The sequence below is a fragment of the Collinsella sp. TF09-1AT genome, from assembly GCF_003436895.1.
Lineage (GTDB): Bacteria > Actinomycetota > Coriobacteriia > Coriobacteriales > Coriobacteriaceae > Collinsella.
On the sequence record NZ_QSRC01000008.1, the window covers coordinates 77,902 to 90,200 of the forward strand.

Sequence of the window (12,299 nt, forward strand, 5' to 3'; positions counted from 1 at the left end):
CAGGCGACCAAAGCCCCCGGCGTGCCCGCCAGCCGGATGTACGGGTTTTCCAGGTGCGGCAGATCGGCCTGAAAGAGGAGGGCATAGACCTTGAGGTCATGCCCGACGATTGAAGGCCGAGGTGCCGTGCCTGGGAAAGCCGCCTAGGTCAGTTTCACTATAGGTGCAAAGCCCTTCATTAGCTTTTTGGTCTGGCCGGTCTTTTCGAATTGAACCTCGATCATGTCTCCGGCGACCGAGATCACGGTACCCGTGCCAAAGGTCTTGTGGCTCACGGTATCGCCCGCGGCAAAGTCCTGCGACGCGCTCGCGCGATCGACCTTGCGCTCCACCGTCGGCGACACCTTGGACGACGGCTTTTTGGCTCGCGATGCACCCGAGCCAAAGGTCGAGGCGACACGGCCGGCGTCGGGCGAGACCCCGCGATGACGCTCGGTCCCATAACTGCTGCCGCCAAAGAAATCGTCGAAGCTCGATCCGCCACGCGAGGCGGAACCGCCGGTCGAGCGCGTATGCGAGCCAAACACCTTGCCGCCGTACATATCCGAGCCCATGCCCGAGCCAAAGGTGCCGCGACGGTCGCCGCGCTTCTCCCAGCCCGTGCCCTCAAAACCGGCAGAACCGATACCGCTGAACTCGATATCCTCAAACGGAATCTCGTTGAGGAAGCGCGAGCGCGGGTTGGCAGAAGTTGAGCCGTACGTACGGCGCGTGGCCGCATAGGTCAAGAACAGGCGCTTACGGGCACGCGTGATGGCGACGTAGGCCAGGCGACGCTCCTCCTCGAGCTTGCCCGGATCATCGCTGCCGCCAAAGTCGTGCACATGCGGGAAGATACCCTCCTCCATGCCGGCCACGAACACCGCCGGGAACTCCAGGCCCTTTGCGGAGTGGATGGTCATCATGGTGATGGCATGCGTCTCGCCGGCCAGGGAATCCAAGTCGGAACGTAGGGCCAGCCACTCCATGAGCGCCGGCAGCGCCTTGCAGGTAAGCGGGCCATAGGTGCGCTCAATCTCATCGGCATGCACGGCACCCGCCGGCAGCTGCGTCGGCGCAGCATATGCGTTGCCCGCGATGGCAGCGGCCAAGGCGTCCTGCGGCGAGAGTGCCGGAGTGGCCAAGCTATCGAGCGGATTGGTGCCCGCGGCATCGCGCGCGCCGACAAGCGCTTCAAACGAAGATGCCGGGGCGGAGGGTCCCGGCTCGGGCGCAGGTGCGCTCACCACAACGGGCTCGGGCTCAGCGCCGGCCGGCACATCGGCAACGCCAGCCGCGCGCAGCTCTTCCAAGCTCTCGAGCGTACCCTCAATATCCTCGTGCGTCTCCTCAAATTCGGCGGCAACGCCCAGGAATTCCTGGATGTTCTCGGCACGGCTCTCGGATTCCATGGTGCCCTCGGCGCGAAAAGCCCGCAGCAGGCCCGTCTTATCGACAATCATCTCGACGACGTCCTTGAGCTCGCCGTCCATGCGACGGCCCTCGCGCACCAGCGCCACAAAGCTCGACAGGCCATTACGCACCTTGGCGCTAAACATGCCCGTCTCGGCTGTCGCAATCTCGCAGGCCTGGAAGAACGAGCAACGGTTGTCGCGCGTCAGCTGCTCGATCTTTTGAATCGAGGTGGAACCGATGCCGCGGCGCGGCGTGTTGATGACGCGTTTGACGCTCATCTCGTCGGCCGGGTTCACGATCATCTTGAGGTAAGCCATGACATCGCGGATCTCGGCGCGGTCGAAGAATCGCGTGCCGCCGACAATCTTGTAGGGCACGCCCGCACGCAGGAACATATCTTCGAGAATACGCGACTGGGCGTTGGTGCGGTAGAACACGGCGATATCGTCGTAGCTCGTGCCCTTGGCATGCAGCTTCTCAATCTCGCCGGCAATCCAGCGGCCCTCGTCGCGCTCGTCGCTCGCCTGGAAGGCTTGGATCTTCTCGCCATCGCCCTCGGCCGTAAACAGACGCTTGTCCTTTCGCTGCGAGTTGTGGCGCACCACGGCGTTGGCGGCGCTCAGGATATGGCCCGTGGAGCGGTAGTTTTGCTCCAACTTAACGGTCTTGCAGTTTTTAAAGTCCTGCTCAAAGTCCAGGATGTTGGTGATGTCGGCGCCGCGCCAACTGTAAATGGACTGGTCGTCGTCGCCCACGACCATGAGGTTTTGGTACTTGGCGGCCAGCAGGTTGGCGATCTCGTACTGGACGTGGTTGGTGTCCTGATACTCGTCGACGCTAATGTAGCGGAAGCGCTCCTGGTATTTGTCGAGCACCTCGGGGCGGGTGCGCAGCAGCTCGAGCGTGCGCACGAGCAGGTCGTCGAAGTCCATCGCGTTGGCAGCACGCAGGCGGCGCTCCAGCTCCAGGTAGACCTGCGCGGCCTTTTTGTCATTGGGGCTGTCGGCGGATTTGAGCATGTCCTCGGGCCCGATCATGGCGTTTTTGGCCGAGCTGATCTTGCTGCGGATCATGTTAATGGGAAACTGCTTTTGCTCGATGCCGAGCGCCTGCATAATATCGCGCACCATGCGCTTTGAGTCATCGTCATCGTAGATGGTGAACTGACCGGTGTAGCCCAGCAGGTCGGCGTCCTCGCGCAGCATACGCACGCACATGGCGTGGAACGTGCATACCCACATGCCGCGGGTGCCGCTGGGGATGAGCGCCGCCAGACGCTCACGCATCTCTGCCGCGGCCTTGTTGGTAAACGTGATGGCAAGCACCTGCCAAGGCTTAACGCCCAGGTCGCCGAGCATATGCGCGATGCGGAAGGTCAGGACGCGGGTCTTACCCGAGCCGGCGCCGGCAAGGACCAGCAGCGGGCCCTCGGTGGTGAGGACCGCCTCGCGCTGGGCGGGATTAAGGCTGTCGATGTCGACAAGCGGCTTTGCGGGCGCAGGAGCCGGCGCGGGAGCGTCGTAGATGTCGAGCGGGACAAGTTCGGGTTCCGGCGCGGCGGGGGCGGCGTATGCATCGAGTGGCACGGGTTCCGGCGCGGGCGGCACGGGTACCGCGGTGTTCTTTTCCCAGGGCAAGGGCTGGGTCATGGGCGACTCCTCATCTGACGGACGGCGCGCCTGCGGGCAGCGCCATAGTTTGAGCCGTACCAGTATACCGAGCCGCACGGACACCGACGCAAATCACACCACGACTCCGTGCGCCGCCGCCAAACCTGACCCCATTGGACCAATCACGGAGCCACCGATGTCACGGCAACGGTAGCGAGCGGCGGCCAGAGCGAACAAATTGACATGAAAAGAGGGCGGCATAGACCTTTTGGTCATGCCACCCTCTTTGAATGACAAGTTGTCGCTCTGGCCGTCGCGCAACGACAGCTGAGTTAGAGGCCGAGCATAGGCTCCAGAACGAAGAAGTATGCGAGCACTACGATGCCCAGGATGATGCGGTAAACACCGAAGCACTTAAAGTCGTGACGGCGAACGAAGCCCATGAGCCACTTGATGGCGATGAGCGAAACCACAAAGGCCACAACGCAGCCCACGCCCAAGATAGCGACCTCGTTGGCACCGAACGTACCGCCCTTAATAAAGTACTTGACCAGCTTGAGCGCACTCGCGCCAAACATGACAGGGATGGCCAGGAAGAACGTAAACTTGGACGCCACCGAACGCGTGCAGCCCAAAAGCAGGCCACCGATGATGGTGGAGCCAGAGCGCGACGTACCCGGCACCAGCGAGAGCACCTGGAAGCAACCGATGCCCAGTGCGGTCTTCCAGCTCAGGTCCTCGAGCGTAGCGATGGAACCAAAGTCCAGGTTATCGTCATCGTCGTCTGCAGCGGCAGTCGCAGCGGGTGCGGCAAAGTGTGCGCCAGCGGGACGCCCACCCGACGTCACGGCACGAGAACCAAACGAACCGGCAAGAGCAGCCTGTTCGCGCTTGCTCGCGCGCCAGTTCTCGATCACGATAAACAGCACGCCGTATACGATGAGCGCCAGTGCCACGACGGGAGCATTGTAGAAATGCTCCTCCATCCAGTCGTTGAGCGGCAGACCGATTGCCGCGGCGGGAATGCAGCCGAGCACAATCTTGCCCCACAGCACCCAGGTGTCGCGACGGCCCTCCTTGCCCTTGCTGGGAGAAAACGGGTTAAGGTCGTAGAAGAACAGGACGCAGACGGCCAAAATGGCGCCAAGCTGGATCACGACCAGGAACATATTCCAGAACGTCTCGCTCACGTTCATCTTGACGAACTCGTCCACCAAGATCATGTGACCAGTCGACGAAACAGGCAGCCATTCGGTGATGCCCTCGACCAGGCCCATAAAGGCAGATTTTAGAAGCTCGATGATATCCAAAGGGACCCCCTCGTTAGACACCCGCCGATATTATTCTGCGGACGGTGCGGGCGATATCCCATTATCAACCGTACGGGCGCGTCTGCGCCTACCCTTACCAAAAAACTCGCCCGTTCACAGAATTGCGAGCGGTCAAACCCAAATCCTTGGGTATAACTGCAACAAGATAAAGTGTCCGGCGGCCACGCATCCGCGCCCGCCCGATGCACGAGCCCAGCGCCCGTGCGATAGACCAAGGAGGAAACCATGAACGAGGGCTACACCAAGGTATTTGTTTCACTCGACGGTACTGAGCAGCAGGATTTTGTGCTCGCACGCGCCATCAAGGTCGCCGCAAACAACGGTGCCAAGCTGATTATCGGCCACGTTATCGATTCCACGGCGCTCGAGAGCGCCGGTTCCTATCCGGTCGATCTGGTCAACGGTCTGGAGGAGGCATTTAACAACTCCATCGCCAAGCAGCTCGAAGAGGCCAAGGCCAATCCTGATATTCCCGAGGTCGAGGTCATGATCCGCGCCGGTCGTATTCGCGAGACGCTCAAAGACGAGATGCTCGACGTGGTCAAGCCCGACCTGGTGCTCTGCGGCGCCCGCGGCCTGTCCTCGATCAAGTATGCGCTACTGGGCTCGATTTCGACGTTCCTGCTACGCAACACCGACTGCGACATCTTGGTCGTGAAGTAGCGTTGCTCCCACCGGCCGCGGGGCCTTCGCAGCCTTACTTCAGCGAGCTGGCTGATAAGAAAGATGGCGTGCCGCCCCGATGGGGCCGGCACGTTTTGTTATGAGGCGATCCTGCTTAGACGGGCTTGTACTTCTGGAATGATCTTCTCGAACATTACCTCCGCCTCGGGAAAACCATCTTCTTTGAGACCGCGCGCGGCGTCTCTTAGTGCGTCTGGAACCTCATTGCAGGTGTCGGCTATCATCCCGGCAACGATTCCCGCGGGCAAACCCGCCTCGATCATTTGGTTCATCACCGATCCGCGCGTTACATCGTCGATCTTCCGGCTCCCACCAAACGAGACGCCCATCTCGCGAACAAGGCTGGGGTAAACCGTTGTGCACAGCACGTCATAGAGCGGCGCCAACCTCACTTGTTTCCAACTTTCGTCCCACACGAGCGACCAGTTCTTAAGATGGTTATCGCAGTTACCTACGGCATAATCGAACAGCTGGTTATAGCCGATAAGGAACCTATCCTCCATTTGATTAGTCGACACCCTTCGCACCGCATCGACGATAAGTCCCAGATAATTGACGCCCGTCGGCTCATATTTAAGCTCACGCGAGATACCCTTGGCCTGACAAACATCTTCCTGGTGCAAACGATATGGAATTGGCAATCCATCAACCGAGCGTCCGTCATCCGACGTTACTCGATCAAATCGCTTCACAGCGATAATCGGCTCGGCGTCCTCAACCCGGATTAGAAAGCATTCTTCGGCCGATAGGTCCATCAGAGATGCGGCTCTAACGCACATTGCTTCACACACCGTCTCGCCCGGAAACGTTTTCGACCCCGCCTTGAGGATGTGCGTAGATGGAGCCGCTCCATGAGGCAGGTACCATCCGCCGCACGGGTCATCGCCCGTATGGTAAAGGCCAACCTTCGCCTGAGCACCCGCAAGGGAGATTCGACTCTCTAGCGCTAAGTCAAAAGCAACCTCCGCCGGTGCGTATGCCAGCCTGCTTAGCCGCTCCCCATCTATCTCTTCATAGCCCATTTCGAGACCCTCGGCCGAAGGCTCTCGCGTCAAAACAAGAGCGCCGACGGGTTCATCGCGGACCAAATCGAGCACCTTAAAGTAATCTCCGCGTTCCGCTCGCGCCCTTTTCTCGAGGTCCCTATTAAGCTGCCCCTCTGGAATGATGCCAGAGAAAAAGGAGCCCGTTACGTCCGGGCTGAACGCCTCGGCCGACAAAGGCAGCGAGGCCGAAATCGGGGCCGCATCAGCACTCTCGAGATACTTGGGGTCATAGGCGAATATCGGAAGCCCGGCGTTTTCCTCTAATACGCCAACCAGCTGGTAGGAACCATTAAACTCACGATGAACGAACAGTGCGCCATCCATTATTTTCCCCTCACCTTCAGAATAAAATCGATATCCACGATGGAGGCGTAGTCGAAAATGACGCCAATTTCGACCGTTGTCCGCCCCCGCTCGATATCACCGATCACACGAAGGCTGCGACCCGTCATAGTCGCGACGTCACGTTGAGTTAAGCCAAGCTCACGCCTTCTGAGCCTGAGGGCCTTCCCCATCTCGGCCGGATCGAAAACCATGCGCTCCGAGAAAGCAGCTTCTGACGGCTTGAGCTTGATGCGCCCATCCAGCTTTTTAATCGTTGTCACTGTTCTCATGATGCTCCTAGCTATATTCCTATTCGTGAACACAGTATAAAACTACTAAGCTATGTTCATGTACGAGAATATAGTATCGACTTCATTAGCAATGTTCCCGTTCAGGAATATAGTTGTTAAAAGCCCCCGGTTTGTTCCCAGACGGGAAGATTCCGATCGGCCGCGCCATACGGGCCGGCTACTCAAAGTATTGGAACTTGTTCGTCGAGAAGGCAAACGTTACGACAAAACCTTCGCCGGGGTCGGACGCTGCGGTGACGTCGATGCCCATCTTGGAGCACAGGCGCGCCACCAGGTAGAGGCCGATGCCCGTTGCACGCTTGGTGGTGCGGCCATTGTCGCCGGTAAAGCCCTTCTCGAACACGCGTGGCAGGTCTGCCGCACACACGCCGCAGCCGTTATCGGCGACGGCAAGCTCAATGCGCTCGCTTGCCAAGCCCTCGTCCAGCAACGCGCCCGAAAACACGATCTTCGCGCCGTCCTCGCACGCATATTTAATGCTGTTCTGAATGAGCTGGCCCAGGATAAACTCGAGCCACTTCTCGTCGGTAAAGACCTCGAAATCGAGGTTCTCGCACACCGGAGCCACGTGCGCCGCAATGAGCTCGCGCGCGTTGGCCTTAATCGCACCCGCCACCAAGGTCTTAAGATCCCAGCGGCGAATCAGGTAATCGCGCTCCACGACTTCCGAGCGCGCATAGTACAGCGCCTGGTCGATATAGCGTTCCACGCGATCCAGCTCGCGGCCCAGGTCATCCACGCGCGACAGGTCGTCTTCGCTGCCGTCCAAGTTTTCCAAAATCAGATGGGCTGCCGCCAGGGGCAGCTTGGCCTCGTGGACCCAGCTCTCGATATAGTCGCGATAGTCATCGGTCTGACGCCGGCCTTCGGCAACCTCATCGCAAGCGGCTTTGCCCACCCGGCGCAGAACCTCGTACTCGAGCTCGCCCTCGGCATAGGTTGGGCATTGCACCATCTCCTGCACCCACGCGGGGCTCTCCAGCTCCTCGGCCGCACGCTCCAGCTGGTGCAGAAAGCGGCGACGGCGCGCATATTCGATCACGATACCCAGTACGCCAAAGATAAAGGACACGCCAACCGCCACGATCACGATGGATGCGGGGGCGCCGGCCACCGTCAGCACAAAGCAGCTCAGTAGCACGCCGCACGTCCACACGGCAACGGGCAGCAACGCGTCTTTAAAGAACTTGCCAAACGACATGGCCGGACCCTAAACCGAATAGCCTTGGCCGCGGTGCGTGGTGAGGTACCCCTTGACGCCGATCTTGTCGAGCGTCGCACGCAAGCGATTGATATTGACGGTGAGCGTGTTGTCGTCCACAAAGGCATCGGAATCCCACAGGTCCTGCATGATGGCCGAGCGCGAGACAATCTTGCCCACGCGACCCAAGAGCAGCGAGAGAATGCGCAGTTCGTTTTTGGTGAGCTCGGTACTGTCACCGGTTGCCGTATTGGTGACCGTGGAGCGGGCAAGGTCGAGCTCCAACCCCTTGTGGACCATGGTGCTGCGCTCGCCTGCCGACGTGGTGCGGCGCAGCAGCGCGTTGATACGCGCCACGAGCACGCGCGCGCTATAGGGCTTGGAAATAAAGTCGTCCGCGCCGAGTGTCATGGCCATGACCTCGTCGATTTCGGTCGTGCGCGACGTAAGGACGATGATGGGGACCTCGGATTCGCGGCGGACTTCGTGGCAGATGTGCTGGCCGTCTTTGACAGGAAGCGTGAGATCGAGCAGCACCAGGTCGGGCGCGGCAGCGAGAATATCGCGCGAGACATGCTCAAACGATTCGCAGGCCTCGACCTCAAAACCAGCACGGGCAAGGATGTCAGCAAGCTCGCGACGAATGGGCTCGTCGTCCTCAACGATATAGATCAGCGCCATGGATTCCGCTCCCCTCTTAGTTGTCTTACAGCCATTATTGCCGCGAAGTCGCCGGCACGCGCCTCGCGCGGCAACAAGGTGACAGAACTGTTCGCGAACGAAAGGTCCGACTCGCCCTCGCTCGCAACGGGTGCGGGGATCAAATGATTATAAAATCCCCGCGCCAGAAAAATCATTTAGCGGCGGGCGCGGAGCTTTTCGTAGCCGTCGGCGAAGAAGGTGACCATAGCAGCGTCCGCCTCGGCAGCGTCGGCATCGGCAGCGGGAACCACGCCGTGCTCGTCGCTCACCAGAAACAAAGCACCCTTGAGCTGCGCGGGAATGTCTACACGCGTGACCGAGATGCCCTTGGTCTGGGCCAGCTGCTCGATGAGCGTCGCCGTACCGCACAGGCACTCGTCCGCCGGCGCCACAAAGGCCAGCTCTCCGTCGTTGACGGAAGCGAGCAACTCGGGCGCCACGCCGGTTTCGTCGGCCTCGGAGCGGGCCTCGGCAGAGCGGGCACGCAGCGCCTTGGCCGAAGTATCGGCCAGCGGCTCGTACTCGCCCACCGTCATGGCGGCATTGCCGTTGACGTCGATCACTAGCATGAGCACGCCGTCGTGCGCGGTGTAATCGCCCTCGGCAAGCGACCACTCAACGTGCTGCTTTGCCCAGCTGAGCATGTTATGGGTGAGCGGCTCGCCCTGCACCAAGCGCTCGGACAGCGCACGGATGTGACGGTTGAGCATGGGTACCTTTTTGTTGGACATGCGCCACCGGCACACGAGCGCGGGCTCGTCGAGCGTAAACTTCTCAACCGCCTCCTGATTGGCGCAAAAGTCCTCGTACGCGCGCTGGTCCTCGGCATTGCCAAACAGCTCGGCATCATCAATCTGGGGCATGGTCATCCCTTTCGTGTTAGTCATTCCGTCCTCTTATACCAAAAAGACGGCCCTCCAAACGGAGCGGCCGTCTTTTGCAGAGATTATTTTGACGATATGGCCAAGCGACCGATCAGCTTAATGGGATAGAACAACATCCCATTAAGGGTTTTCCAAGTGCCCGAGATTGCCCCGAAAGAGGAGCGCCGCGTACTAAATGTACGCAAGCGACGGTTTGAGGGGCAAGGTCGGGTGCTTGGGAAAGCCCTAGTGCCTAAAATGCCTGGCACCTGTGAAGACCATCGCGATGCCGTGCTCGTTGCAGGCCTGGATACTCTCGTCGTCGCGCTTGGAGCCGCCGGGCTGGATGATGCAGGTCACGCCGTGAGCGGCAAGCACGTCGACGTTGTCGCGGAACGGGAAGAACGCATCGCTTGCGCAGGCAAAGCCGCCCTTCTCCACGCCCTCGCGCTCGCAGAAGTCCTCGGCGCGCTCGCAGGCAAGCAGCGCGGAGTCAACGCGGTTGGGCTGACCCGGGCCCATGCCAATGCCGGCCTTGCCCTTGGAGACCAGAATGGCGTTGGACTTAACGCCCTTGCAGACCTTCCAGGCAAACTCGAGCTCGGCCATCTCGGCGTCGGTGGGCTTGCGGTCGGTGGGGAACGTAAAGGTCGCGGGGTCCTCGGTCACGTGGTCGACCTCCTGCACCAGCATGCCGCCGTCGATGGAGCGCAGCTCCACCTTGGCGCCGTGGTCCACGCCACCGGTAGCCAGCACGCGCAGGTTGGGGCGCTTGGCCATGCGCTCGAGCGCCTCGGCGGTGTAACTCGGCGCGATGATGACCTCGACGAACTGCTTGTTCTGGTCGGCAAAGTGCTCAACCAACTCAAAGGGAACCTCGCGGTTGCAGGCGATGATGCCGCCAAAGGCGCTCTTGGGATCGCAGGCAAAGGCGCGGTCGTAGGCAGCCGTGATATCCTCGGCAACGGCGGAACCGCAGGGGTTCTGATGCTTGAGGATCACGCAGGCAGGCTCGTCGAACTCGCGGACCAGGTTCCAAGCGGCGTCGGCGTCCAGATAGTTGTTGTAGCTGAGCGGCTTGCCCTGGACCTGCTCGGAGCCCACGAGCGGGAACTGCGAGCTCGCGGAGTTCTCGCAGCCCTCGGCAAAGCGGTAGACCGTGGCCTTCTGCTGCGGATTCTCGCCATAGCGCAGGTCGTCGACCTTCTCGAGCGAAACCTCGAGCTTGGCAGAGGTGTCCGCCACATCGCTTGCCTGGGCGGCAAGCCAACGAGAGATAGCCGTGTCGTAGGCAGCGGTGGTCTGGTAGACCTTCACCTGCAGACGACGACGGGTGGAAAGCGTGGTGCAACCGCCGGTCTCGTGCATCTCTGCCAGGACGGCGTCGTAGTCGGCCGGATCGGAGATGACGGTAACGCTCGCGGCGTTCTTGGCGGCAGAGCGCAGCATGGAGGGACCGCCGATGTCGATGTGCTCGATGGCGTCCGCAAAGGTGACCTCGGGGTTGGCGACGGTCTTCTCGAACTCGTACAGGTTGACGACGACCAGGTCGATCAGCTTAATGCCGTGCTGAGCCGCCTCCTGCATGTGCTGCTCGGAATCGCGGCGGGCCAGCAGCGCGCCGTGAACCTTGGGGTGCAGGGTCTTAACGCGGCCGTCCATCATCTCGGGATAGCCCGTGAACTCCTCGATGGGGGTTACGGGAACGCCCGCATCCTCGATAGCACGAGCCGTACCGCCCGTAGAGATGATCTCGACGCCAAAGTCATCGACCAGCGTCCGTGCGAAATCGACGACGCCCGTCTTATCGGTAACCGAGATCAACGCGCGGGCGATCTTCACATCAGATCCCATGCAGTCCTCCTGTCTGGTACGCCGCCGTGCTCTGTGAGTCGGTGATACGTCGATCTGCAGCGCTCGCGCAGCGGCATTGAAAATACTGATTTAATGTAGCGCATCGAGCGCATCGATGCACCCCGCAACGGCCGCATGTGCAGAAAAAGCTTGCGAGCGGAGGGTATGGTGCGGCACCGGGCACGGTGAGTTCATGGAACACAGGGGCACCATAATTAGATGCCAATGGCGTGGTAGAACTGTGCTCGATATGCATCCGCAAAAGAAAGAGGCACCATGGTCTCGCGGGTTCTCTACCGACCGTTTGACACCGAAGACTTCGACGCCATCGCGCTGATTCTGCAGCAGCTTTGGCATAACAATTCGGATAACGATGAGTACAACCGCCTCGAGGCCGCGTGCGACCTCGCCTATTGCCTTTCGTCGTCGACGTTTTCGCAGGTTGCCGTAATCGACGGCCAGGCGCGCGGCATTGCGCTCGCGCGTGCGGGGCAAAGCTCCGGCGCCGCCGTCAAGGAACATTGGATGGATACCGAGCGCGCGCTGCTATCGCAGATGCGCGAGCTGGAGCCCGATGCCTGCGCCGAGTATCTCTCGTTTGTGCGCGCAACCATCCGCACCAACAACCGTCTGCTCGAAAGCAGCCCCCTGCCACACGACAACGAGGTCACGCTGCTTGCCGTGGATCGCGATGTCCATGGCTTGGGCGTCGGCTCGGTGTTGCTCGATGCTGCGGTCTCGCACCTGTCCTCACGCGGAGCGACGAGGGTGCACCTGCACACCGACTCCAACTGCTCGTGGAAGTTCTACGAGCTGCACGGCTTTAAGCGCACGGCAACGCACCGCGCCAACCGCGAAGAGCGCCGCCACGACATGCCGCGCGAAAGCTTCCTCTACGAGCTGGACCTAACCGCCTAACCCCGGTAGCCACACCTAGTCATTCAAGAACGTCCCATCTCGGCACATAAGAAAGGGACG

The 12,299-nt window shown here is 60.7% G+C and carries 10 protein-coding genes; 2 read left to right on the top strand and 8 right to left on the bottom strand.

Annotated elements, in window-relative coordinates:
- Positions 1-143: 143 nt before the first annotated feature.
- Together DXC90_RS08070 and DXC90_RS08075 are read right to left on the bottom strand one after the other, a co-directional pair.
- Positions 144-3,044: an ATP-dependent helicase gene (locus DXC90_RS08070; protein WP_117735524.1), complete on the bottom strand. Its 2,901-nt coding sequence runs from the start codon at positions 3,042-3,044 to the stop codon at positions 144-146.
- A 293-nt stretch (positions 3,045-3,337) separates the two neighbouring features.
- Positions 3,338-4,315 (bottom strand): undecaprenyl-diphosphate phosphatase, encoded by a 978-nt coding sequence (locus DXC90_RS08075; protein WP_117735525.1) that lies wholly within the window; start codon positions 4,313-4,315, stop codon positions 3,338-3,340.
- A 246-nt stretch (positions 4,316-4,561) separates the two neighbouring features.
- Here DXC90_RS08075 and DXC90_RS08080 point away from each other — a divergent pair, with 246 nt between their 5' ends.
- Entirely contained in the window at positions 4,562-4,999 is a 438-nt protein-coding gene (locus DXC90_RS08080) for a universal stress protein (RefSeq protein ID WP_055251269.1), read from the top strand.
- Between the two features lie 98 nt (positions 5,000-5,097).
- Here DXC90_RS08080 and DXC90_RS08085 read toward each other — a convergent pair whose 3' ends face one another.
- From DXC90_RS08085 to purH, 6 genes are all read right to left on the bottom strand, one after another.
- Complete coding sequence (locus DXC90_RS08085) at positions 5,098-6,390, bottom strand: HipA domain-containing protein (RefSeq protein WP_117735526.1); 1,293 nt, start codon at positions 6,388-6,390, stop codon at positions 5,098-5,100.
- Positions 6,390-6,680 (bottom strand): helix-turn-helix domain-containing protein, encoded by a 291-nt coding sequence (locus DXC90_RS08090; RefSeq protein ID WP_082435520.1) that lies wholly within the window; start codon positions 6,678-6,680, stop codon positions 6,390-6,392. The genes DXC90_RS08085 and DXC90_RS08090 overlap by 1 nt, the downstream gene beginning before the upstream one ends.
- 178 nt (positions 6,681-6,858) lie before the next feature.
- Positions 6,859-7,902: a sensor histidine kinase gene (locus DXC90_RS08095; RefSeq protein WP_117735527.1), complete on the bottom strand. Its 1,044-nt coding sequence runs from the start codon at positions 7,900-7,902 to the stop codon at positions 6,859-6,861.
- A gap of 9 nt (positions 7,903-7,911) precedes the next feature.
- Positions 7,912-8,583: a response regulator transcription factor gene (locus DXC90_RS08100; RefSeq protein ID WP_117735528.1), complete on the bottom strand. Its 672-nt coding sequence runs from the start codon at positions 8,581-8,583 to the stop codon at positions 7,912-7,914.
- Between the two features lie 176 nt (positions 8,584-8,759).
- On the bottom strand, positions 8,760-9,467 hold the full coding sequence (locus DXC90_RS08105) for a hypothetical protein (RefSeq protein WP_233502255.1): 708 nt from the start codon (positions 9,465-9,467) through the stop codon (positions 8,760-8,762).
- Between the two features lie 246 nt (positions 9,468-9,713).
- Entirely contained in the window at positions 9,714-11,321 is a 1,608-nt protein-coding gene (gene purH / locus DXC90_RS08110; RefSeq protein ID WP_117735529.1) for a bifunctional phosphoribosylaminoimidazolecarboxamide formyltransferase/IMP cyclohydrolase, read from the bottom strand.
- 276 nt (positions 11,322-11,597) lie between these two features.
- Between purH and DXC90_RS08115 the strand changes: the two genes are divergently transcribed.
- Positions 11,598-12,239: a GNAT family N-acetyltransferase gene (locus DXC90_RS08115; protein WP_117735530.1), complete on the top strand. Its 642-nt coding sequence runs from the start codon at positions 11,598-11,600 to the stop codon at positions 12,237-12,239.
- Positions 12,240-12,299 lie beyond the last annotated feature (60 nt).

What these genes read in the sequence shown, in the direction of transcription:
- DXC90_RS08070 (WP_117735524.1), bottom strand. Translation starts at nt 3,044, where the DNA reads ATGACCCAGCCCTTGCCCTGGGAAAAGAACACCGCGGTACCCGTGCCG.
- DXC90_RS08080 (WP_055251269.1), top strand. Translation starts at nt 4,562, where the DNA reads ATGAACGAGGGCTACACCAAGGTATTTGTTTCACTCGACGGTACTGAG.
- DXC90_RS08085 (WP_117735526.1), bottom strand. Translation starts at nt 6,390, where the DNA reads ATGGATGGCGCACTGTTCGTTCATCGTGAGTTTAATGGTTCCTACCAG.
- DXC90_RS08090 (WP_082435520.1), bottom strand. Translation starts at nt 6,680, where the DNA reads ATGAGAACAGTGACAACGATTAAAAAGCTGGATGGGCGCATCAAGCTC.
- DXC90_RS08095 (WP_117735527.1), bottom strand. Translation starts at nt 7,902, where the DNA reads ATGTCGTTTGGCAAGTTCTTTAAAGACGCGTTGCTGCCCGTTGCCGTG.
- DXC90_RS08100 (WP_117735528.1), bottom strand. Translation starts at nt 8,583, where the DNA reads ATGGCGCTGATCTATATCGTTGAGGACGACGAGCCCATTCGTCGCGAG.
- DXC90_RS08105 (WP_233502255.1), bottom strand. Translation starts at nt 9,467, where the DNA reads ATGCCCCAGATTGATGATGCCGAGCTGTTTGGCAATGCCGAGGACCAG.
- purH (WP_117735529.1), bottom strand. Translation starts at nt 11,321, where the DNA reads ATGGGATCTGATGTGAAGATCGCCCGCGCGTTGATCTCGGTTACCGAT.
- DXC90_RS08115 (WP_117735530.1), top strand. Translation starts at nt 11,598, where the DNA reads ATGGTCTCGCGGGTTCTCTACCGACCGTTTGACACCGAAGACTTCGAC.